The sequence below is a fragment of the Prolixibacteraceae bacterium genome (assembly GCA_019856515.1).
GTDB lineage: Bacteria > Bacteroidota > Bacteroidia > Bacteroidales > Prolixibacteraceae > Halosquirtibacter > Halosquirtibacter xylanolyticus.
In genome coordinates this window covers 3,109,944-3,134,088 of the sequence record CP082230.1, presented here as the reverse complement: position 1 = coordinate 3,134,088, position 24,145 = coordinate 3,109,944, and the positions used below count along the sequence as shown (strand labels likewise).

The 24,145-nt window shown below is 36.4% G+C and carries 16 protein-coding genes and 1 riboswitch; of the genes, 1 reads left to right on the top strand and 15 read right to left on the bottom strand.

The features are described from left to right. Nucleotides 1-964: 964 nt before the first annotated feature. Entirely contained in the window at nt 965-1,327 is a 363-nt protein-coding gene (locus tag K5X82_11395; protein ID QZT35898.1) for a hypothetical protein, read from the top strand. A 24-nt stretch (nt 1,328-1,351) separates the two neighbouring features. On the opposite strand, the gene K5X82_11390 is transcribed toward K5X82_11395, so the two are convergent. From K5X82_11390 to K5X82_11320, 15 genes are all read right to left on the bottom strand, one after another. Beyond that, the gene (locus K5X82_11390) at nt 1,352-3,502 is read right to left on the bottom strand and encodes a carboxypeptidase-like regulatory domain-containing protein (GenBank protein ID QZT35897.1); all 2,151 of its coding nucleotides are present in this window, start codon (nt 3,500-3,502) and stop codon (nt 1,352-1,354) included. 11 nt (nt 3,503-3,513) lie between these two features. Continuing rightward, on the bottom strand, nt 3,514-5,850 hold the full coding sequence (locus K5X82_11385; protein ID QZT35896.1) for a TonB-dependent receptor: 2,337 nt from the start codon (nt 5,848-5,850) through the stop codon (nt 3,514-3,516). Further along, complete coding sequence (locus K5X82_11380; protein QZT35895.1) at nt 5,847-6,578, bottom strand: hypothetical protein; 732 nt, start codon at nt 6,576-6,578, stop codon at nt 5,847-5,849. The genes K5X82_11385 and K5X82_11380 overlap by 4 nt, the downstream gene beginning before the upstream one ends. 20 nt (nt 6,579-6,598) lie before the next feature. Beyond that, entirely contained in the window at nt 6,599-7,099 is a 501-nt protein-coding gene (locus K5X82_11375) for a hypothetical protein (GenBank protein QZT35894.1), read from the bottom strand. Continuing rightward, entirely contained in the window at nt 7,096-7,809 is a 714-nt protein-coding gene (locus K5X82_11370) for an ABC transporter permease (GenBank protein ID QZT35893.1), read from the bottom strand. Before K5X82_11370 ends, K5X82_11375 begins: the two co-directional genes overlap by 4 nt. 2 nt (nt 7,810-7,811) lie before the next feature. Then, nucleotides 7,812-8,678, bottom strand: a complete 867-nt coding sequence (locus K5X82_11365) for an ABC transporter ATP-binding protein (GenBank protein QZT35892.1) — start codon at nt 8,676-8,678, stop codon at nt 7,812-7,814. Nucleotides 8,679-8,688: 10 nt separating this feature from the next. Continuing rightward, complete coding sequence (locus K5X82_11360; protein QZT35891.1) at nt 8,689-9,546, bottom strand: SagB family peptide dehydrogenase; 858 nt, start codon at nt 9,544-9,546, stop codon at nt 8,689-8,691. Nucleotides 9,547-9,558: 12 nt separating this feature from the next. Then, nucleotides 9,559-10,857, bottom strand: a complete 1,299-nt coding sequence (locus K5X82_11355) for a YcaO-like family protein (GenBank protein QZT35890.1) — start codon at nt 10,855-10,857, stop codon at nt 9,559-9,561. A 6-nt stretch (nt 10,858-10,863) separates the two neighbouring features. After that, nucleotides 10,864-11,820: a TOMM precursor leader peptide-binding protein gene (locus K5X82_11350; protein ID QZT35889.1), complete on the bottom strand. Its 957-nt coding sequence runs from the start codon at nt 11,818-11,820 to the stop codon at nt 10,864-10,866. A 727-nt stretch (nt 11,821-12,547) separates the two neighbouring features. After that, entirely contained in the window at nt 12,548-12,745 is a 198-nt protein-coding gene (locus K5X82_11345; protein ID QZT35888.1) for a helix-turn-helix domain-containing protein, read from the bottom strand. A gap of 1,011 nt (nt 12,746-13,756) precedes the next feature. Then, complete coding sequence (locus K5X82_11340; GenBank protein ID QZT35887.1) at nt 13,757-16,129, bottom strand: TonB-dependent receptor; 2,373 nt, start codon at nt 16,127-16,129, stop codon at nt 13,757-13,759. Nucleotides 16,130-16,179: 50 nt separating this feature from the next. After that, the gene (locus K5X82_11335) at nt 16,180-17,379 is read right to left on the bottom strand and encodes a DUF4249 domain-containing protein (protein ID QZT35886.1); all 1,200 of its coding nucleotides are present in this window, start codon (nt 17,377-17,379) and stop codon (nt 16,180-16,182) included. A 96-nt stretch (nt 17,380-17,475) separates the two neighbouring features. After that, nucleotides 17,476-19,887, bottom strand: a complete 2,412-nt coding sequence (locus tag K5X82_11330) for a TonB-dependent receptor (GenBank protein QZT35885.1) — start codon at nt 19,885-19,887, stop codon at nt 17,476-17,478. A gap of 5 nt (nt 19,888-19,892) precedes the next feature. Continuing rightward, nucleotides 19,893-21,101 carry a DUF4249 domain-containing protein gene (locus K5X82_11325; GenBank protein ID QZT35884.1) on the bottom strand — a complete coding sequence of 403 codons (1,209 nt, stop codon included), beginning with the start codon at nt 21,099-21,101 and terminating at the stop codon, nt 19,893-19,895. A gap of 256 nt (nt 21,102-21,357) precedes the next feature. Beyond that, a riboswitch (cobalamin riboswitch) is annotated at nt 21,358-21,558 on the bottom strand. A gap of 129 nt (nt 21,559-21,687) precedes the next feature. Then, complete coding sequence (locus K5X82_11320; GenBank protein QZT35883.1) at nt 21,688-24,051, bottom strand: transglycosylase domain-containing protein; 2,364 nt, start codon at nt 24,049-24,051, stop codon at nt 21,688-21,690. Between the last annotated feature and the right edge of the window lie 94 nt (nt 24,052-24,145).

Below are 24,145 nucleotides of genomic sequence, written 5' to 3'. Positions count from 1 at the left end.
ATAGCCTGTCGAAAATAGTACTTTTTCACTATCGTATAACCCACTTTATGGACTCGAACATACTACTCTCTCATCAATTATAATCATTCTTGTTGTGCCTCTGTTTGTATTTACTTTCCACTAATTAAAACTGAAACTGGCTCTTTCCGGAACTTGGTGGGGTGACCATATTAAATAGAACAATGCTTACATACCATTATCACATCCGACCACATCAATATCACCTTACTCTTACCAACAAGCTACTTGCTCCTGCTTTTCCCCTGAGATGGCTCGAAGTTCATTCAAAGTTCACTCGAAGTTCATTCATCGATTTCCCATTTTGGGTGAGGGAATTTCGAATATACTTGGAATGATACCCAAGAAAAATCAGGTGATAATAGCATGTTAGTCAGGTGATGGGGGTTTTAAGAGTTCTTTATGAATCTCTATTTATCTAAAAGGTCATCATCTCACAGGTTGTATCCTTTAGGATACTATTTCAATGATTCGTGATCTTCTTCAATCTTGAATGTGTTGTTCAATAATTACACTGCTTTAATAGGCATCTAAACTCTTCTATGTTACTCGTTTTGGTGAAGGCAATATGTGGCATGGAGAATACAGGAGTGTGATTGCAATCGATTCTGTTTCCGAGCTGGAGCTGCGTGTTCCTAAGGGGTACATAAAGAATGAATTACCCTATTTAGGTCGTTCACTGTTCTTATGATAATATTATAATAACGGGTTCAAAAAGCTTAAACCTACAATGAACGATGGTTTGTTTATCGTATATTTGATTGGAGAAAATAGCGTTGTATTGATGATTTGGTTGCAACTCCGTATGGGTATCCCACCAAATATCTGAAAGAGTCAATTTCAGTTTTGTTTTAGTTTTTTAATTGTATTTACTATATTGTAGATCCATTGAAGAGATAGGAGTAATATCTTTTAAAGATTGTATTTTGACCTAAATTAAATGTATATGAAGAAAGATCCTAATTTTAATCTAAAGAATTTTGGTATTTGGATAGTTGTTTTTGGTGTGATTATGGCACTTTATGCTTGGAAAGAGGATCAAGGTTTTATAGGGAATGTGATTATGTCTACGATATTTGTTTTTCCGACTATGTTTCCCAAAGGTAAGCGAAAGGTGTTGAATAGTGAACGAATTATGTTTATTAGTGGCACGGTGTCTTTGCTTATCTTTTATTCTATTGCAACTTTCCATGCATATGATTTATATGCAACAATCGTGTATATTGTTTTGTGTTATGTTTTATGGTTTAGGATCTATAAACGTGATAGAAATGAGAATCCGAATCATTCAGACCTTGGTGTATTTTAAATCATCTACTATTTGTGACAGGAACTACTTCTTGTAGTTCCATCGCCAAACGACTCCTGCATAGAATGTTCTAAGCGTGTAGTAGCTTTCATATTGATGTTGAAAGGTTGGGTCGTAATAGATGGAGGCTGTGTTTTTCTGGTTTAGGAGATTATTTATTGTGGCAAAACAGATAATGGTATGTCTCTTGATAGGGATATATTGACTTAGCATCAGGTCACAACGTTGATAGTTGTTAAACCTCTCTGTATTGTACGTGGATTGATAGATTGGCACCTCTATGCCATGTATTGTTTGATGATCAGTAATAGCAGTATAAGGAGAACCCTCTCGGGCTTGATAGGATAGGGTTACTGAGAGGCCATGGCGGTTGGTGTATTGAAGAGAGCTCTTTATAAAGAAGCTTAAATCTTTATATCCATCATACTTTTTTCCATCTACTTCAATCTGGTCTTGGATCCAGCTGTTGGCCAAGTGGGCCATGAAGTTAGATCCAATATTCTGTTTCCATGAGAACTCTACTCCTTGTATGTTCTGTTTGTCGATAGGTTGGTTATACTGGATGTAGCTTCCCCCCTTCTCTTCTTTGATAAAGTATGCGGCACCAATAGTGGTTTGATTATTTGTATAGGTATAATCTACGGCGATCTGTTTACTCTCCTGTTGGTCAAACTGATAATGATAGTAGGAGGATGGCAGTGTATTATAGTATTTACCTCCACTGATCAGTAGATGATTTTTGGATGTGATATCTATACTTACGGCAGATTGAACTGAGGTGTAGTTGTTGTGGTAATTAATGGGTCTACGAAGCCCTATACTGAAAGATATATTTTTATTAAGTGAAAGGTTCGCAAAACCATAATATTCGCTCTTACGGTCTTTCGTGTCAATTAAAGCATTTGGATCTTTCTGTCCTTTCCATATCATATTCATCCAGAAGCTGTTTTTGCTTGTTTCGGAATAATTTTGTTCCAGATGTGATACTCCTGTCTGAAGTGAAAGCCATCTATTTGGTTGGAATTTTATATCCCCTCCAACAAATAGGTTGGATGTTGTGGCGTCGGAAGTCATGGTGTCAAATTGATAGGATTTATCCGATGTATCATATCCAAAATGTCCTTCTATCTTCCATTTGTTTTTACTCCATGATAGAGATTGTATATCAAACCAACGTTTGCTTCCACTCTTTACATTGCCAGATATGTTTACTTGATGGTCTGTTCCTTCATATCCTTCGTCTAGGTAGTAGTGGTATAAACTGTACTCTAGGTTGGGCGAAAGTTGCAGGTGGCTATATACTCCGATGTCTTTGCTGTCGAACGATTTGGTATCTGGCAACTGCTCTTGTTGTATCGATAGGTATATATTGGAGAATTGAAGGTTGCCATATAGTTGGATAAAATTTTTATCTCCTTTGATTTTCTGAGAGAGGAGAAAACCTGTATTGAGTATTCCAGCGGAGAGTTGTAGCTGATTCTCTTCAAGGTTCTTTTGAGTTTGAATATCTATCATTCCAGCACTGACATCTCCGTGGGTGAGAGGTGGATTACTTGCATAGATATACTGCTCATTGATTAATTCGGTGTTGAATATGCTAAAAAACCCTTGATTGCTAAGGTTGGTGGATCTTACGGGGTTGTAAATAGGAACACCATTAAGAAACACACGGCTTCGAGCGTCATCGCTACCACGTAGAGATGGATTGGCAGTTTCATCGGTTGAAGTAGATGCGGGTAAACTGGTTACCGATTTCAGTGCATCACCTTGAGAAACGGGATTAAGATATATCTCCATCTTATCCACCTTTTTTACTGAGAACTTCTTTGATATAGGGTCTTTCATCAACACACGTACTTCATCTAACTCTTGTACATTGTTTTGTAGTGTGATGCGTAGCGGACTATTTTCGATAGATTGACATGAAATAATATGTGTTTTATAGCCAATGTATGAGAATGCAAGACTATCGTTGGCACTGGTTTGGTTTAATGAAAAGTTACCTTCGAAATCGGTTACACTCCCTTTCGTTGGATCGGATAACGGATATACATTAACGGCAAAGAGTGGTTGGTTATTCTTATCAACCACTTTTCCTTGCCATGTTTTTTGCGCCCACAAAGAGAGTGGAGCGATAAAAAAACAGAGGAGTATATAAGCGTGATATCGATTCATAGGTAAAGGATTTAGAATAGAACTTTAAATGTGTACATCGGAAAGAACATGGTTTGGTAATAGTTAATGTATCTGCCTGCTGCTATATCATATCTTTGATAGTCAATGTTTTTATGGTTGGTGATGTTTTGTAGATCCACAGCAAACTCAAGATATACCTTTGAGAGGTTCTGTCGATAGTATAGTTTGAGGTCTGTTCTGAAATAGTTGTTATACCTCTGTTCATAAGCATGTGTTCCATCCAATATGATGGTATTGGTCTCTTTTGATACTTTTTCATCTATTGGTATATATGGTCTACCTCCTGCAAAAGTCACTTTTAAGTCGGCGCCAATAGCAAAGGTGGAGGTGGTCCATAGTTCATATCCTCCTAATAGGTTGAGCATATATTTGGCATCAAAAGCACTACTCCTCCATTTCTGTTCAAGTGTCTGGTATTGGGATCGAAAAAGGGTTCCCGTAATCATATAGTAGTAGTTGTTCTGCATGTACTTCTCTAGTGTCATCTCTACACCATAGTTTCTTCCCAATCCCTCATTAACGAGATTGTCTTTGGCTGGAATATAGTCGGCAGCTCCCGTATTTATGAGAGAAAATATGGAGTTCGGATTGTTTTCCACAGGAGTATTAAACAGGTGTTGATAATATGCTTCTACCTTTAAATTCAGATAGGTACTTAAGTTTTGATTATAACTTAGTACAAAATGATCGGCCTTGGATAGATCTAAGTTTTTGTTGGGTAGTGATTGATCAAGTGACTCCGTAAAATAGGTAGTGAATGGCTGTATTTGGGCATGTCTGCCATATGCTAATGAGACATAACTACGAGTTCCTGTTTGCAGTTTTAGTGCTGCTCTAGGTTCTATACTATAACTATTGTTGTATAGAAGATATTGGTAGTTTAATCCTAAAGTTGCTTGTAGTGTAGGGGTGATCTTGATGGCATCTTGGATGTAGATGCGAAAAAGGTGTAGCCAATCTTTATGGTTGGTAAGTGGTCGGAACTGTAAAGATGCATCATGGCCTGATTGTTTTAAATGGGCATCGTAACTATCCCATTTGACGCCCATGCGTAGTAGATGGTTTTGATAGTTGTTGAATTGATAGTCTAGTGCTGTTGCATATCTCTTCTGGGTAGAGTTTTCGTCCCATTCGGGTGTTCTATGATCACTCTCTTTATTGAACCATTCGGAAGTTGTTTTCACTCCATTGTCTAGGTAAGATGCTCTCCAAGTGATATGATTTTGGTTGTTCCATTGGTACTTTATGCTGGCTCCCTGAAAGAGCATGTCGGCACTTGTATTGAGATATTGTCCCTTAGTAGCAATGGCCGAGAGGTTGTTGTGATCATCTCGCGTAAATGAGCTGTTACCTACCAACGTAAGTAAAGATAGATCTATTTTTTCACCTAGAGGTATTACTAATTTAGAGGTGAAATCTTGGTATTTAGGATCTATCTTGGTATTCATCCCTAGTTTTTTCATGACATCTAGAAATGAGTATCTATAGCAGACCATATAACTTCCATTTTTACTAATTGGGCCTTTGGCTCCTGCTTCGAATCCATTCCATCCGACCTGTCCCCAGAACTGATTCTTAGGTTGTCTGTTCTCGAAAGAGAGATCGAAAACTCCAGCAAGTGCATTGCTGTATTCTGCAGGGAAAGCGGCAGTAAGGAAGTCAGAGTTTGTCATTAGGTTCATATTGAGTAGTGTCACCCTATTGCCTGTTAATCCGATACCTCCATAGTGATTTGGATTAGGTATTTCATAACCATCCACTTTCCACTGTACACCAATAGGGGAGTTTCCACGAATGATCAGATCATTGCGTTCGTCTTGGGCAGCATTGACCCCAGCGTAGCTTTGTGCCATACGAGCTGGATCACCTAATGTGCCTGCATATCTGTTTGCTTCTTCCACAGAGAACATACGACCACTGGCATAAGCCATCTTGTTTTGGGCTTCACTCTTTGGAACTGAACTTTTTACGACCACCTCGTCAATAAGATTTTCCGGTCTCAAGTCGAGAGACCATACGACTTGCTTGGGTTGGGCGGTGTTTAAAAGAAGTGTCTCTATGGTTGACTTATAGCTAATATGAGATAGTATAATGTGTTGTCTCCCAATTGGAACACTAATTTTGAAGTGTCCGATAGAATCCGATTTTACAGACTCTTCTTGCATCCCCTTGACTGCAATCTCGACATCTTCTATCGGACTTGATGTGATATTGTCGACAATGGTTCCTTCGATCCACTGTGTAGGTCTATTTTCTCGTTTCTGCCCCCATGCTGAAACTGTTATTAATAGTAGTGATAAACATGCAATTCCTCTCCATCTACTCATGCTCCCTCTAGTTTCTTAAATTGATAATTATTCGGATATTTCTTTAATGCATTATGTAATGTTTTTTTTGCTTTCAGCTCTTCACCAGTCTGTTGGTATAGCCTGATGAGTAGCTCATAGGCTTCCTGTTCTCCCCATGAAGGGGTGAAAGGGTTGGCTTGCCTGTTTTGACTCAGCTCTATTACTTTGAGAAGCCACTTTTCAGCATCTTTATTCTTACGCATGGATGAGGGAGTATAGAATTCATGACTGCCTCTTGCATAATAACCTCTAGGGTTATTGGGTTCCATCTTTATCGCTTTCTTGGCAAAACCAATAGCATCTCTTGATATGAAAATGACACTAAAGCGATTGAAGTTTATACTATAACTGCGAACGAGTGCCATTAAGGCATAGGATTCAGAATTTTTTTGATTGGCCTTATCTAATGTCTTATATGCGTTATTTATGCACTCTTTGGCCCCTTTTTTATCTCCATTGGTCTGTTTTATGATAGACTGAAAATATTGTAGATATCCTTGCCAATATAGATTGAGGTCGACAGGTTGTTTCTTATATTCTAGTCGAAGTCTCTCGATTAGTGGCAATAGGTTTTTGTCATTTTTTTCTTTAAAACAACTAGCAATAGTACTGTCTGCTTTCTCTTGTATTTGGAACATACAGCTTGTTTCTTTGTCTGTATGTTGTCCTAAAGAGATAAAAGTCGATAGGCATAAAAAAAATGCCATTATGATATGAGTCTGTTTTTTCATGACATTGAGACAAATAGTTTTCCATATTTAATTAGACTCACTACTAGTATTGTCCATAGGGTAAAATGAATGTACCACTGTATTGAAAATTGATGGTCTTTGATCACCCTATTGTATTCTGATTCATGAGGATTAATTAATCCCTTCTTACGTATCTTTATCGCAATCAAAGCGATGGTGATATCAGAATAGAAAGGGTTGGCTTCTAAGGCAAGTTCTAGTATAAATGCCCACATGATGAAAGGGTAAGAAAGAAAACCTAGAGACCATAGTACAACACACCATATCAAGGTGGATATCATTCCTGCCGAGAGGTATATAAACCTTTGTGTATCGTTTGAAGGTCGCTCCGTAGAGACATATAGATGTGGATATGGTTTCGATTTTATTCCAAAGTCTATAATTGGCAGTCCCATTAGTTTTGCTGATATAACATGCCCAAGCTCATGAAGCAGCATGATAACTGCTGTTACCATCAGTATCTTAACTACGATCATCTGCGATATTTGATTTTTTTGAACAAAAAGGAGAATAGAATGATTGGTATGATCAGCCATAACAATAGACTAATAGAGAACTTTCCTGTACGCAACAGTTCTAACACTGGATTTAGAGGAAGGACACTTGATATAGTACTCATCACCTTATTAAAATCACCAACAACATAAAAGGCATTACTTGTAAATAGTACGATAAAGTATATCAAGTTCATCATGCTAAAATTGGACTCCTGTTTTAATCCGATGAATGTGACAGACAAACCAACAAATGAGAAAGTTGTTATACCAATAAGTATTCCAATAAATATCTGCCCTGTCTGAAGTAGTGAAGGTAGATAACCAAAACTAAGATATGAGGCTATGGATAGAAGCATAAAGGTCATGCATAGCATACAAAACCGATTGATTATTAGCCCCATAAAATGGAATAGGATATTGAAAGGCATCTTCCTGAGGTAGTGTAAAAGTCCTGTGCTATAATAACTTTTTACCACGGGACCTACTGCGAATAGTCCATCGCTAGCGATGGTGGAACCTATCACTCCTGTGAATAGAAATGCTACATACTCTTCATCTCCTTGAGACCAAAGGTTGGTAAAAACAAGAAAGAGGAAGATAGGAAAAACCAAAGAAAAGAACGCAGACTGTTTGACACGTAGCGAAGCTTTAATTTGGTAGAATATGGAGTAAAAAATAATCTTAGCCATAGTTATCTTAGTTTATTGCCTTCAAAAAGATAGGCATCGATAATCGTTACATCTTGGATTGAGTAGTTCATTTGGTGTTTTGTCACTAAATCAAGAGCTCCATTTTCAGGAGACTGTAGTAGATGGATCTCTTCATCTAAAAGGTAGTGTTGTTGTGTCTTTAGCTCTTCCATTAATAGTTCACTCTTTGCACTACTACTGATTACTACCTTTTTGTTATCGAATTGAGATAGAATATTCTTAGGAGAGTCAACTTGGCCTATAATATGCCCTTGATGAATAAAGGCAACCTTGGTTGCAACATGTTGTACTTCTTTCCAATGGTGAGTAGAGAAGAATATGGTTTGACTCTCATTTTTTAATGTTTTCCACATCAACTCTATCATTGGAGGGTCAAGGTTGGCAAAGGGCTCGTCAAGAATCAATAACTCTTTCGGAGTAAGTATTGATAGGAGCAGACAGAGTCGTTTTTTTTCTCCATGAGATAGCTTCTCTACAAGAGACTTTCGGATCTCCGTGAGCTGGAAAAGACGATAGTACCTCTTCTCGATCTCCTTAAATGAGGTTCTGTAAATGGCACAAAAATATTTGATGGTTTCGTCTACAGTGAATACCATAAAGAGAGGCAGCTTATCATATACAACCCCTACGTTATCGAATTTTGGACTTATCTTATTGCTGTAGATCACCTCTCCTTTTGATGGAGATATATCTTTAAGTACAAGATCAATTAGGGTAGATTTCCCAGATCCATTGACACCAAGTAGTGCAAAAATATCACCTTCGTTAATCTCTAGATCGACACCTTTCAGGATCTCTTTATTCGAAACTTTATAATGAAGGTCTTTTATTTGTATCATCTTTTCCATATGCCATCGATTATTTTGTTTTACCTCCAAATACAATCACATTATTTATGGACTCGAAGACTCCATCTATTCCAATAAATGAGTTGACTTTGTCATCTAAATATCCACCAAGAATACAGGAGCCAAGGTCTAATGCTTCGCCTAGTATTGATAGTGTTTGTGCAACCTCACCACTCTCTTGGAGCATGAATCGATATCCCCTTTCACCATATTTGATGATAGAGCGCTCTACAACTCCTGTGAGGAGTACAACCATCGATGCGTCTTTAATCTGTACATATGGCTCTGCTTGTATTATGTTGGCAAGATCTTGTTTAAAATCACCCTCTTTGAGACATTCCAATTGATTGATATCGGAACGATAGTGATAAAGTCCAGATGGGATATGTGCATTTTGAATAACAAGGTATGCCTCTAGTGGAAATAGACCTCCACCCGATGGAACATTTCTTAAGCCCATATGTGCATCTCGACCAACATTATTTAGCTTTTGTTGGTTGCTTACTCCATATGAGTTATAGAGTAATGTGGTAATCTCACTTAGAGAGATCTTGTATGTATCATTGTATTGACGTACACTCCTCCTTTGGTTTAGAACCGAGATTAAGTCTTTTTTTAGAGGCGTGTTTTTGTAGTCATTCAGGTCAATACGAGTTGTGTTTGGATAGCATTTATAAGGTTGATATGCTCTTTTATTAACAAACTCGTTATTGAATCCCATGATCTTTTGACCTTCAATACGTGCCGAATATGTGGTAAATTTGCTGTTTTCGTGATATAACATGGCCAAAGAGTTTTCGATATTACGTTTGCCGTACATACCTCCATCTTTCTCTTGATACCTGTTTCTTATTTCTTTGATATTCATAGGTTGTCACTTTTAAGGGAATGGATGTGGAAATGGATTTAAATTATCAAAATCATTAGCGTTATATCCCATTGCATTGGGTACTTCATAGAGGCGTTTTCCACCATGATAATATAGTAAGTAAGCCCCTGCAAGCTGTATTAGTTGAGGTACGAATACTTTGATGCTATAGAATCCTATTTGTCTAAGATCTGGAGTGGTAAGGTCCTTTACCAATACATTGTATCCTTTTTTCTTTAAGACTTTGGTAACCTCTCGTATGGTCTTTATATCATTGGTTGAGGGTACTTCATTAAAATCAATTTCGAATGATTCAGGAGCATCTGTCCAACGATTGAACTCTCCCCATAAGTCAGGTCTTTTGACATATAGAAGGGAGTGGTCATCGAAATCGAAAAGTTTGGTGAAATCATCATCTGGTTCCCAATCGTTTCGAGACTCTAAGGAGTATCTAAAGAATGGGATTGCTTGCCCTACTTCATGTATTGTTTTCTTTACGGCTTCTCCAAAAGTTGTTCTAGTAGATCCTCCAATAGCAACAAATTTACCAAACTCAGTCTCTCCAAAGCAGATCCCAAATACAGAAGGTACTCCTAGGTCATAGGTCATGTTGAAGAAGTGCCACTCATATTTAGTAGGGAAATTATCATCAAGATATCTTTGAATATCATCATCGATAACAATCTTTGGTGGAACAATCTTTTGTGACCACGTAATAACGAAGCTGTCTCTTTCTAACACCTCCATGAGTCCAGTTAAAATGGCCTTATGATAGTTGGTGTGTGCTGCCAATCCTGTAGAGGTGTTCATGGTAATGAACTTAGGGTCTTTACGGAAAGGCATATATATGAATTGTCCAGGAATCCACTTCTCTTCCCCATCGGTAAGGTCGTAGGTCGGAAACCACCTTACCTCAGTATCTTCTGTGAAAGGAACAACAGGCATCCCTCTCTCTTCAAATGTCTTGTACTGGCTGTGGTGAAAAAGAGCAAACTCGCTCGGATTAATACCATTTTTATCTAAATCTTTATAACTGCTGAAGATCTCTTCTTCTGGGTTATGAAAGGTCGGTGCATAACGCTCTACGGTTTCACCAATAGTTCCAAGCATCGCCTCTTCCCACTCTGTAGCACATCCTGCACTTTGTCCTCCAAAAGATTCGGCGTTCAAATATCGAGTATCTGAAGGAAGTATTCCCCACCCCTGTAGTTTGGGATCTCCATTGAGTCTGGTTGAGCTTACGACGTGTTGAAGTATTCCTACTTCCGACGATATTGTTTTTAATACATTAACAAGTGTTGTAACAGCCATATCTTACTATTTAAGGGTGATTGGTTCAAGCCAAGGGGCTGTATTATATTTTAGTTCAGGCTTACAAGATTCACAATATGGCTTTTTTAGAAGTGCATGATGTTCTGACTGTAAGGTCATGAAATTGATATCAATAATGTTTCTCCACGTATTGGGAAGTGCCCATGTGTCAAAGAAATTCAATACTTCGGTCATTGCGATATTTGCAATGATGTTTTCAGCAATAAGCATATTTGGAATCTGCTCCCTTACACTCCCTTTTTGATGTGTTTTTAAATGGGTTTCATAACTACTTAAGTAGTCTGGGTAGTCGTGTGCACTTTTATATCTGCTGATAAGACATTCGTAACATCCAGTCTCTTTTCCATAAAAAAGAGGTCCGATCTTTAATGACATCTCTTCAATACCTCCTATAAATAGCCATGGTGTATGACTTTTTAATGCAAATTTGTTGATCTGCTCGAGATGAAAAGGTGACCAATGGGATGCATCAACAAGAATGAAATCAAATTCGTTGATAATATTCTCTATCTTTTGTTTCGGAGAGTAGTCAAAGGTTTTTATGCTTTTAAATTTATGCTCTTTGGCTAACCGCTTTATTTTATCGGTGATATCTCCTTCTCCAATTATGGCAAGCTTTTTATCATGTGTGCCATTGGGAATGTATTCCGCTTCTGTGGATGTCGGATCTAAATCGGTCATCATTTCATAGGATAGCAGCTGGTACTCTTTAAGAATTGATAGAACCTCTAAGATCTTTGCATCGTCTTGATGCGTTTTTGATAACTTTCCCTTAAGCGCTTTAAGATTTAAAGATGGTTTGTTTTGCAACTCTTGTACTATATCTAGAAAGATCTTTTCTTTCTCCTCTTCATCAAACTCTAATAAATAGGTTTGTGTTTTTGTCCTAAGCTGATAACACTGATGTGTTTCATCTTTAAAGATATCGTACTTGTTCATCATAGTCTTAGATTTAGTGTGTGGGATTCTGTTCTTTGGGCCTATACTCATATAACCTAAATATTGGTTATTTGTCGGTCACAAAGACAATAAGTATATAGAATTAATAGTTATCTTGTTGTAGATAACTTAATGTGAAAAGGTTAATTAGCTAGAATTGTATCGTGAACTATTTTATATAATAAAAGAGATTTGTTTAGGCGTCCTTACAAAAGAGTACACCTTTTGTAAGGACTAAGTTTTGTTATGCATTTGTTGTTACAGATACACAACAACTACAACAACAACTACAACAACATCCCGCAGCAGCTACATACTCTTTGCGGTTTTGCTTGCTTGATAATTTAGTTACTTTCATAATTATTCAAGTTTAATTAGGCTACTTTTAAGAGGTGTCGCCAGACTCTCTATCATTAACTATTACAAATTAAAGAGGTAGGGGGGACAAAAAATGTCCCCCTCCTTCTTTTTCATGTAAAAAATGTTCTCTAGAGCTTAATTATTATAAAGATTAATTCTAAATCTTTACAGTAGATCATTTTTATCATCCACAGTTTCGATACTGTTTTGACCTTGTCTACCATTACTTTAGAGAAAGATTTATTCTATAACAAGTTGTTAATCACAATATCAGTTTGTGTTGTTGCTACATTTTAAATATCAGATATTCCCCCTCTTTAGGTCTTGATATTTTATAAATGATTGAATGTTATAAAATAAGATTACTTGTTCATTCTAGATAGAATCGTTTGGAAGATGGACAGTATGAGATATTGTGTCCTTCATGTCTAAGTTGAGATAGCATTCTTTTCACAGTTCTTCTACTACATTGAAACTTTTCTGCTACATCTTGAAGTGCGAAACATCTTCCTTTTGTTACTAACTCTAGCAGGTGTTCTAACTTTTCTTTATGTTCTAGAAATGTCATAGGGCAATACTTTTTAGATTGTCATAGATAGGGTTTTGTTTAGATTCATAAAAAAAGCAATTGGTCGCTCCTATTTTAATAATTGAATTTTATAAAGGGTTTTATGATCAAATGATTACAATAATAGTAAAAAAAGATTTAATTCGGAATGATAAAGATTTGTGTAAGAGGTTGTATTTTAGTTGCTATAGTGTAAGATATTTGTTGGCAAATAGTTTCCTTTGCGCAAATTTGTACGGTAATCAATATTGCACAGTGGGTTAGCTTTTGTGCAATGTGTAATGATGAGCTCTTAATTTATAAATAGAATTAGTGTGAAGAGTTTAAAAACACTGTTTTTATGCTGTATAATATAATATCTAATGCTGATTCGTATGACAATGATTGATGTGAATATCTTAACTTGAGAAAAAAGAGCTTGTTTGCTTTAAAATATCTACATCTTAACAACTATTTGGGAGATTGATATCCCAAATGATTGTTAAGATGTAGATAGGATTGTGATTATGAATATGTATATATTCGATTATAGATTGACCGTGAGCTAAAAAAAAGCCTTATGATATTATCATCATAGGATATTCATTTATTTAACATTTTTGATGAATCAAGTATCAACAAACTACGGAGAAAACCTATGGATATCCACTATAAGTTGTGCATTTTAATAATATCTTGGGATTGAATGTCATCAAGAAAACATTATCTGGTTGCCTTTATCAAGCATGTAAGCAAAATTGTTGGTAATAGCGCACTTCTTTTTACGTGGAGCTGTAAAATAGGTGTTGGGAGAGGGTAAAGTAATGGAATAAATATACACTCGGCAACTCAAGGCATATATCTTATTACACTATTTCGGCTAGAACTAAATGAACTTGGAAATTTAATGGAAGCGTAATCAATATGTCATTCATTATATGTAATAGTGCTAAGTGTACTAATTATTTCGTGTTTACTATCTATTGGGTGTTTATATCGCATGAATTTATGATTCATGCGACATAACTGATATTACTTAAAGTTGAAACGATAGGTTATACTTGGAATAATGCTAAAGATTGAATATTCTCTAATACGGATTCTCTCTGCATCAGGATAATCAATAAGATAATTATATGGGTTTTTTCTATTATACACATTGTAGACTCCGAAAGTCCATGTTCTTGTACCTTTACGCCTCTCTTTATTGAAAGAGATAGATAGATCCAAACGATGATAGCTATTCATTCGTTGGTTATTGATACTTGAAACAACGTACCCCTTTCTGCTAGAATCCCAGAAGTCTTTTACTATTTTAGATGAAAAGTAACTTTCAGGGACGGTGAATGGGTAACCTGTAGAGTGAATATAGTTTAATCCAATATTTACTTTTTTCGAAAAGTTGTGTTGTGCTACCACTTTAAAATCATGGGTTCGATCGTAGCGATATGAGTACCATTGTCCATTGTTTAACTGATCAAATTGGCGTTCATTTCTACTGTATGTGTAAGAGATCCAACCTCTTGTTTTTCCTTCTCTTTTGCGAATTAAGAAATCTATTCCTGATGCTCTTCCTTGTCCAGTAGTGATTTCGTCTTCCCAATGGGATGATGAATCATAATAACCATAGCGATACTCTATTTGATTTTCTAGTTTTTTAGTCCATCCTTCTGCTGAGAATAACCATTGTGGAGATAATTGTATGGATAGACCGACTGTTAATTGTTGACTTTTCCCTGGGCTTACCTTATCTGTAGCGGGGACCCAAATGGATGCTCCTAGATCAAGGCTATTCTGGGCTAGTAGGTGAATTGGTTGCTGCATATAGTCGTATGATGCCTTTAATGAAAGAAAATGCGTAGGCATGAAGCGCAAGGAGATGCGGGGTTGATAGCTATGGAAGGTGGTGTTTTGGGTGTGATATAATGAATATCTCAGCCCGACCCTTGCTTTAATATTCTTCACGGGGTCCACTTCCCATTCTATTGATGAGCCAAGCTCTTTGGTAGAGAGATCATCAGATCCTTGTTCGATAGTTTGAGATGTCCCATTATTGCTTGAATTTTGTTCTCTCTTTCCAGGTGTAAATTGGTGATATATACCTGTTAGCTCCCAATTTATCTTACTCTTTTCCGAGGCCAGCCAGTGTCCATCATATTTTAACCCCCAGTCCGTTACGATAGATGAATATTCTGTTTTATAGGAACTTGTATTATTATATTGACTAGCTTGTTCACTTTCATTAGTTGTCATGTATTTGTATTGTGCCATGTAAACTCTAAAATTACTGTAGTAGTTAGAAGAGTGTATATGGTTCCATCTTAATGAGGCCGAAGTGTTCCCCCATTGTATGTCCTGTCCATAGTTAAAGAACTGACTGTTATCATTTTTTTTCTCCTCAAACTCTGACCCAGAACGATCTTTTCCTTTATAGAAGCTAGCAAATAGTTTGGATTTGGGAGATAATTGATAGGTTAATTTGCCAGTTACATCATAGAAAAATAGTTTGAGTTTGGTCATTTTGTCCTCCCACTCACCACTACTAAAGTTGTTTTGATTCTTAATGAATGGACCTGCTAGAATATCAAAGTAAGTTCTTCTTCCTGTAATTATAAATGCTCCTTTCCCTTTGTTGATAGGTCCTTCGATTAATGCTTTGCTCGATATGGTTCCTATAGAGATATCTCCAGTGAAATGATTTCTATTTCCCTCTTTCATAGAAACATCCACTACAGATGATAGACGTCCACCATATTGTGCTGGAAATCCTCCTTTATAAAAATCTACATTAGAGATGGCTTCTGGAGTAAATACAGAGAAAAGTCCTAAAATATGAGAAGCATTATAGATTGGTACTCCATCAATTAGAAATAGGTTTTGATCTGGGCTTCCTCCTCTTACGACAAGTGAACTGCTCCCTTCAGATCCACTTGTTACTCCAGGCAGCATCTGTAGTGCTTTCACTATATCTTTTTCACCACCTAAAGAGGGCAACGACTGAAGTTCAATAGGAGAAATGGAGTGTGCACTAGTCTGGATGCTTCGAATACTTGTAATTTTGTGTTCCCCTTCTATCTTGACTTCCTTTGTTGTAATCGTCTTAGGAGTGATTAGTATGTTTATTGGGTTGTTATCCGTATAACTTACGGTAATCTCTTTTGTGGAGTAGCCAATAGATCTAATAACGAGTGTTATTTTGTTCGCTGGTAAAAACATTGAGAAATATCCTTCGGAATTTGTGGCGCATCCTTTAGAACTTGATGGATCAAATATTGTCGCTCCAACAATTGGTTCTTTACTTACTTCGTCTTTTATAAACCCAGATATTGTGGTGGACTGTGCCGACACATTAAGAGATAGCGCGAAGGAGATGATGGTGAATATATATAGATGTAATGTTTTCATAAATGATTCATGTATGAGTGAAAAATAGGACAGTATAATGAAGTTTGTTATTAAATTCCAAATTCAAATAGAGGGACCTTTTGTGTGCTTTTTGCTCCAAATACACCTACTCCATTGATAATATTTCCTTGTAACGGGACGAGAGGCGGAAACATATCATCGTCAGAACCAGCTTGCTTTCTTACTCCTTTTTCATATTCATACAGACTGTATGAAAGGTAGGAGATCATCATGTTTGCTTCCTGCTTATTGATTATTTTTTTGATGTTTTCCTCACTACTCTTTATTGGTCTCATTCCATAGTGGTATTCGGAGTAAATAGTAATCTCATCATCGTTATAGTGTTTTAAACTACCTGTGAGACCATTACTGTTAGATGTAGTTTTTTCGAAGAAAGCATCATAACTTCTTACTTTCCTTTTGTTTCTATCATAGTCATCTATATGGTAATAATAGTGGATTGGGAGGATATCTTCAAGGCTTTTGAAATAAGCAATCTCTAATGCGCTATTCGTGTTTGGTTCTGAAGGGAAGAACTTGGGGTCAATTCGAGTGGTAAAGAGTGCGACATTGTTCGAAATACAATTAATGGAGGATTGATTTATTTTACGATGTCCATAACTATATATCTCTTTAATCTCATCAATAAATATCTGAGGTTCATTTCGGTCGATTAGTTTTTGTACTGTGGTCTCATCAATTAAGACATGGCTAAAGTATCTTTCTTCTACAATGCTTGTGATATTTACTCCATACCTCTTTAATGTACTTGTTGGACTAAGTTTAAAAGAATATTTGAAGGCCTCCATCTTAGAATACTCATCTTCTTTAAATGTTAATTTATCGGTGTATAGTTTGAAATCCTTAATACTTGGAGTAAGCGGAACCGTACACTCAGAATAAATTGCTGGTTTATTTGGTAACTCGATATTTAAAACATAGTGTGATCCTGCTTTAGGAGAGATCTCGCTAAAAAAACATTCTAAATCAGCGTTGTATTCGAGGGTAATATCGTGTGTCGTATCTTCTGTTATGGTAATGCTTTTGGGTGTAGGAATATTCGGAGCTATTGAAGATTGATTAAATTTTGCAGTTTCAGAGAGGTAGAGTTTTATTGGTTCATTTGGGGATAATACACACTCGACTAGAGGTTGTGAGATACTATCCTTGATAAACTCGTTGGTTACATCCTTTTTACAGCTTACAAAAGCTAATGATGCAAATAATAATGTAATAGTAGTTTTCTTCATAAATAATTGTAAATCAAACAACTTACAGATCAACCATGGATAGTTGATCTGGAAGTTATTTAAATGAGTTTTAGAATAAGATTAGATCAATTGTGCTTATTTGAAGTTGAAACGATAAGTCACACTCGGAATAATACTAAAAAGAGAATATTCACGTATTCTTAGTCTGTGTTTATCCCAAGTATAGTCAACAGTATAGTTAAATGGATTTTTTCTTGCATATATATTATAGACTCCGAATGACCATGTTCTTGTTCCTCTTTTTCGCTCTTTTCGTAAGGATATAGAACAGTCGAGACGATGATAACTCCTCATACGATTACTATTAACTTCAGGTACTACAGCAATTTTAGCATCATTAGACATAAAGTCAGATTGAACTAAATTAGTACGGTAAAAGCTTTTTGGAATTGTAAATGGGTAGCCAGATGAGAGTAGATAATTTGCTCCGAGACTTACTTTCTTAGAAAAAGTATGTTGCATTACGACTTTTAAGTCATGGGTTCTGTCGTATCGATATGGATACCACTTTTTGTTGTTCAGTTCATCATATTGACGTTCATTTCTACTCAATGTATAGGATATCCATCCTGTCGTTTTACCTGTTCTTTTTCGTAAGAGGACATCTAATCCATAAGCTCGTCCTTTTCCAGAAGTGACTTCATCTTGCCAGTTTTCAGAGCTATCGAAAGAGCCATAACGGAATTCTATTTGATTCTTTAATCTTTTACCCCAACCCTCTACTGTCAACATCCACTGGGGAGATAGCTGTAGGGAAGTACCAATAGTGATCTGTTGACTTCTTCCAGGAGATAATTTTGATGTTGCAGGTACCCAAATAGAGGTTCCCATTGTAAAACTATTTTGTGCAAGAAGGTGGATTGGCTGTTGCATCTGATCATAAGATGCTTTAAATGATAGTTTGTCATTTGCAAGATACCGAATGGATAGACGAGGTTCAATACTCTGGAATGTTTTATTGTCCGTATGATAGAGTGAATAACGAAGTCCAACACTTGTCTTCCATCTATCCGTTGCATTTAATTCCCATTGTAAGAATCCATTGATTTCACTTGTATTTTGTTCCGGAGCTCCCTTTACGAAAGTATCTGCCTCATTGTTGTTGATCAAGTCTTGGGTAGTCTTTCCTGGTGTAAATTGATGATAAATGGCACTCGCTCCCCATGTAATATTACTTGATTGATTAAGTACATGGTGTTGGTCATACTTTATCCCCCAATCTACAACTTTAGATAGGTATTGCACTGTATTTGAATTGTCATCAATGTTTCCCTTCGTCTTATCTGTATAGGTATATTTGGATGTCAGGTTGGTTTCATAGTTGTATCTGCTAGTATAAAATGAGAGGTTCGCATAGTTTCTGCTAGAGAATAGATGATTAAATCTTAAAGATGTAGTTAAATTTCCCCATTGTATATCATTATCGTTGGAATATACCTGTGTATAATCTTCGGTTTCCATATCTTCATGAATTGTTCCGCCAGTGACGTCTGTTCCATTGTATACACTTAAAAAGGCTTTGGTATTGCTACCAATTTGATAGGTTAGCTTTCCTGTGATGTCGTAGAAGTATAGTTTGAAATCAGATACGCTGGTGGCATCCATTTCACTATTACCTTCATCGGATTGATATTTTAGGAAGGGGGCCAACAAAAGATCAAGGTAGGTTCTACGTGCCGATATAAAGAAAGCACCTTTGCCTTTATTGATGGGGCCTTCTAAAATACCTTTACTTGATATGGTCCCAATAGAAATATCCCCTGTGATATGATCACGATTCCCCTCTTTCATTGATATATCTACCACCGAGGATAACCGCCCTCCATAATTGGAAGAGAACCCTCCCTTATAGAAGTCTACATTATTTACCGCTTCAGGGGTGAAAATAGAGAAGAGTCCAAGGACATGCGATGCATTATAGATCGGAACTCCGTCAATAAGGAATAGGTTTTGATCAGGGCTACCACCTCTTACGACTAGGTCGCTACTTCCTTCAGACCCTCCTGTAACTCCTGGAAGCATTTGAATGGCTTTGATAATATCTTTCTCTCCCCCTAAGGATGGTAAGTATTCTATTTCTATTGGAGAAATGGAGTGTGCACTTGTCTGTGTGCTTCTTAAGCTATTAATAGCTCTCGCTCCTTCTACTTGTACTTCCCCTGTTGTGATCGATATTGGTGTTAAGCTTATGTTTAAACGTTGATTCGAAGAAGGGGTAATGATGATTTCTCGAGTTTGATAGCCAATACATCTGATATCTAAAGTAACTTGTTGCTTAGAGGTCAAGATTAATAAAAAATAACCTTCAGAATTGGTGGCAGATCCTCGTTTTATCTCTTTGGCATAGATCGTAGCTCCTATGATTGGCTCCTTTGTTTCCACATCTCTAATGATCCCTGAGATATCATTCTTTTGAGCAGATACTTGTAGTATATATAGCGTTAAAACCATGGTGGATATGGTTTTAAGTAGTGTGATTGTTTTCATAGAATCTAATAATATCTTTTATAATAGTAAACTGCAGCTTCCGTGGTGTTTTCAGCAGCAAATATCCCTACGCCATTTTTAACATTGCTTTGTACCTGTATGATAGGAGCAAACATTTTTGATTTGATGTTTTGTTGTATTTGAGCATTCTTAAAATATCGGTTTAACACAGGGCTTTGGTGAGAGATCAAGAGTTTCACTTCATAGTGTTCCCAACCTTTTCGTCTAAGTATATCTTCTTTATCTAGATAGCACTTATAATCTTCGTCATATTGCTCGAAATTAATGTTTAAGGTCTGTCCATGATAGTGATCCAGGTTGCCTATTAGACAGTTCACAAAGTTTTTGTTGCTAGAGAAGATAATATTATTCGAAAAAATTTTACTGTTTTCGTCCTTGCGCATTTTGTATACAATGGGAATAATATCTTGCAGTTCATAGATATATGGATTAATCCAATTGCCGTACTTTTCTTCCCAAGCTTTTATCTTTTCTTCCGAAAGATTAGGGGCATATATTTTTCTATCTCTCGTTGCATACTCCGATATATCGTTAAAGCCACCCCAGAAATGGTGATTGCCTGACACATTTTCAATGAGGTGTATCATCTCTTTACTCAGGCCTCTTTTTTGTAGTTCTTTTTTATAATTGTCTTTAACCTGAAATGCATGTGCTGTTTTACGGTGAGTAGATTTTCTTATAATTATAGAAGAATGGCTGTTGAAATGGCTTTTAATTTTTAAATCACAACAGTAAGTATCAATAAAATAGTTCGATTCTACATGTTGTCTCTTCTTCTTGAAATGGAAATCAACAATCTCGACTTCCAATTTTGCAGGAACGATATCTTCAGCAGTTACTGTCGGAAGATTAGGTCGTTCAATGATCAGCTTATAGTGAGAACCAACCTTAGGGTGAAGGTCACTTTCATAGCATTTGTTTTCAGTATTGTAGGTGAGATTGATCTCTTTTATACCATCCTCAATAATAACAACACTACTCACATTGGGTTCGTTTGTTTGTTTGTCTTGTTCATTAAACTTAGAGGTCTCAAATAGGTATATACTCCATGGTTTTTTGGGAGAAAAGACACACTCTAAGCCTAGTTGTGGTTTTTCGTTGGTGACATACTCATTCGTAACATCTTTTTTACAGCTTGAAGTCAAGATTAGTATCCAGATGGTAGAAGAGATTAAATATGCAATATTCTTCATTAGATCTTCTAAATGTTAATTATTGCTGTAAATATATCAATTTATGTTAATTAAACGGCAGCTTTATTATGCATTTATAATATAGACTGGGTCTCTAATGATGGAGTGAATTGGTCTGGATGGCAATAAAAAAGCCGAAAGTTATGGAGGTAACCTTCGGCTTTAGTAAACAGTATTTTTTCGGAAAGAGGTTATGGCAGCAACCTCTTGCTTTTTTAATGGTGTAATCGTATCCCAATATTATCACTCTTACTCCCGAAAGCATTTCCTATCAGGTCGGTCTTCTGGCTTACTATTATCTTGCGATCTACTCCTTCCCATCTACACTAGACAGTGGATAATGTAGGGCAATTACAGAAAATTATATATGAACTGTGAATAGCTTACAGCTGCGGGTACAGCTTCCGATTTGAACGGAATTCCCCAACACTATATCATCTAAATAAATAGTAAGATACAAGTGTTTTTTCCCTGATACTACGCAATATAGAAAAAAAAATCCAATCATTAAAGGAATTGAATGATTGGATCCTAAAATATGAACAAATGAATTGTTTTACTCTATTTGTCCAGTTTTTGTGATGATTTAAAAGAAGTCTGTACTTTCATCTTCAATAACAGTATTTGTCTGTTCTTCAATTTCTTTTTCAACGTCTTGATCACAGTCAATATTGATATTAAATCCGGCAGGTTTTTCAAATTGGGTATCTTGTGTATATCCTAAAGTTGGGTCATCATAGACTTTATGCATATAGAAACCATATATCGGGAGTGCAAGATTAGCACCTTGTCCCATACGAATATTATCAAAGTGGATACTACGCAAATTGGCACCTGTCCAAATACCAGTAACTAATTCAGGAGTTACCCCCATAAACCAACCATCAGAATGGTTCTGTGTCGTGCCTGTTTTTCCTGCCATAGCAGCAGTAAATTGGCCATACTCTTTATTCCAACGAAGCCTTGATCCTGTACCTCTATTGATAACCCCTTGTAGAAGATTGATCATCAAATAGGCTGTATTTTTACTTATTGCTTCATCTCTAAATGGTTCGAAGTCAGCAACAATGTTACCATTTTTATCTTCGATACTGGTTACGAATATCGGTTTCGTAAAGATTCCTTTGTTTGAGAAGCAACCAAATGCCCCTACCATTTCATAGATTGATATTTCGGTGGTCCCAAGAAACATGGAAGGTACTGCGTCAATACGACTTGTAATACCCATCTTTTTCATCACTTCCTTCATTCCACCTGGATTATACTGACGCATTATCCATGCAGAAATGTTGTTAACAGAATTTGCAAGTCCCCACTTTAGGGTTACATTTTCACCATAACGTTCTGACCCTGCATTTTGTGGTGTCCAAGTAGAACCGTCTGGAAGTGTAAATGTGTACTCGATATTTAATGCCTTAGTACATGGTGTTAGTCCATTCTGCATAGCCAATGTATAAAGAAATGGTTTCACCGTTGATCCTACTTGGCGTTTCCCATCTTTCACCATGTCGTACATGAAGTGTCGATAGTTTGGTCCTCCAACATAGGCTTTGATATGTCCAGATCTAGAATCATAAGTCATCATTGCAGATCTAAGGAAGCTCATGTCATATTTAATAGAATCGAGGGGAGACATAATGGTGTCAACATCCCCTTTCCACGTAAAAACAGACATATCTACAGGCTTGTCAAATATCGTAAGAATATCTTCAAACTTTTTGCCTTTACTTCTTAGTACACGATACCTTTCACTTTGACGAATAGACATATTCAAGATACGCTCTCTCTCTTTTGGTGTTAAATCATTGGAGAAAGGAGGGTGTTGATAATGCTTTAAATTCTTAAAGAATGCAGGTTGAAGATTTTTAGAGAGATGATGTTTAACAGCTTCTTCAGCATACTTTTGCATCTTTGAGTTAAGTGTTGCATGTATTTTTAATCCGTCGCGATAAAGGTTATATGGGCTTCCATCCATCTTACGGTTTTTATGACACCAACCAAACAGTGGGTTTTTATTCCACTCATTAAGGTCCTCCTTGAATTTCTGATCTTGCCATGAAGCATAATTCTTTCTTTCTGGTTTTTTATGCTGCATGATTGTTCTTAGATATTCTGTAAAATATGTTCCAACTCCTTCTTTAAAATCTTCTTTTTGATATTTTAACCCTAAAGGGAGTTTTTGAAGAGAATCTTTTGTTGTCGTGTTGATGAAATCATATTTGTACATCTGAGATAGTACAACATTCCTTCTCTCTTTCACCATTTTAGGGCGACGGAGTGGGTTGTAAAGGGCTGAATTTTTAGCCATCCCGACTAACATCGCAGACTGTTCGAATGATAATTTATCGGGGGTTGTACTAAAATAGATTCGAGAAGCCGATTTGATGCCAACTGCAAGATTAAGAAAGTCATACTTATTTAAGTACATAGAAATAATTTCTTCTTTCGTGAAATTCCTCTCAAGTTTCACAGCAATAACCCACTCTCTAAATTTACGAATTACTAGTTGCCATTTATGATCAAATTTCTCTCGGGGAAACAACATTTTAGCCAGCTGTTGAGAAAGTGTACTACCTCCACCGGCATTATCATTTCCGGTAACAACCCCTTTGACAACACGTACCAATCCAATAAGATCGATGCCTGAATGGTCAAAGAATCGAGCATCTTCAGTCGCTACTAATGCTTCTACTGTTGAAGGGCTAATACTATTAAAGTCAACGTTTGAGCGATTTCGGAAGAAAAACTTTCGCAACAATACTCCATCTTCAGAATATACTTCTGATGCAAAGCTGTTTGGTGGGTTCTCAAGTTCTTCAAGGGTTGGCATATATCCCATCCAACCGACTGATATGCCGTAGAAGAAAATAATGAGTCCAATGATCCCACTAGCAATAATAGCCCAAAATATGATGATGTATTTCTTAAAAGAAGTGATCTGTTCTTTCATTTTTGATTCTTTATTATCCAATTTTTCAAAGATAATTAATTATATTCAAGATGTTGAAATTATTGTATGTTTGCATTCTTAAAACAGTTATTTT

Bases quoted from the DNA above. Each gene is read 5' to 3' on its own strand.
- K5X82_11395 (QZT35898.1), top strand. From the start codon at position 965: ATGAAGAAAGATCCTAATTTTAATCTAAAGAATTTTGGTATTTGGATA.
- K5X82_11390 (QZT35897.1), bottom strand. From the start codon at position 3,502: ATGAATCGATATCACGCTTATATACTCCTCTGTTTTTTTATCGCTCCA.
- K5X82_11385 (QZT35896.1), bottom strand. From the start codon at position 5,850: ATGAGTAGATGGAGAGGAATTGCATGTTTATCACTACTATTAATAACA.
- K5X82_11380 (QZT35895.1), bottom strand. From the start codon at position 6,578: ATGGCATTTTTTTTATGCCTATCGACTTTTATCTCTTTAGGACAACAT.
- K5X82_11375 (QZT35894.1), bottom strand. From the start codon at position 7,099: ATGATCGTAGTTAAGATACTGATGGTAACAGCAGTTATCATGCTGCTT.
- K5X82_11370 (QZT35893.1), bottom strand. From the start codon at position 7,809: ATGGCTAAGATTATTTTTTACTCCATATTCTACCAAATTAAAGCTTCG.
- K5X82_11365 (QZT35892.1), bottom strand. From the start codon at position 8,678: ATGGAAAAGATGATACAAATAAAAGACCTTCATTATAAAGTTTCGAAT.
- K5X82_11360 (QZT35891.1), bottom strand. From the start codon at position 9,546: ATGAATATCAAAGAAATAAGAAACAGGTATCAAGAGAAAGATGGAGGT.
- K5X82_11355 (QZT35890.1), bottom strand. From the start codon at position 10,857: ATGGCTGTTACAACACTTGTTAATGTATTAAAAACAATATCGTCGGAA.
- K5X82_11350 (QZT35889.1), bottom strand. From the start codon at position 11,820: ATGATGAACAAGTACGATATCTTTAAAGATGAAACACATCAGTGTTAT.
- K5X82_11345 (QZT35888.1), bottom strand. From the start codon at position 12,745: ATGACATTTCTAGAACATAAAGAAAAGTTAGAACACCTGCTAGAGTTA.
- K5X82_11340 (QZT35887.1), bottom strand. From the start codon at position 16,129: ATGAAAACATTACATCTATATATATTCACCATCATCTCCTTCGCGCTA.
- K5X82_11335 (QZT35886.1), bottom strand. From the start codon at position 17,379: ATGAAGAAAACTACTATTACATTATTATTTGCATCATTAGCTTTTGTA.
- K5X82_11330 (QZT35885.1), bottom strand. From the start codon at position 19,887: ATGAAAACAATCACACTACTTAAAACCATATCCACCATGGTTTTAACG.
- K5X82_11325 (QZT35884.1), bottom strand. From the start codon at position 21,101: ATGAAGAATATTGCATATTTAATCTCTTCTACCATCTGGATACTAATC.
- K5X82_11320 (QZT35883.1), bottom strand. From the start codon at position 24,051: ATGAAAGAACAGATCACTTCTTTTAAGAAATACATCATCATATTTTGG.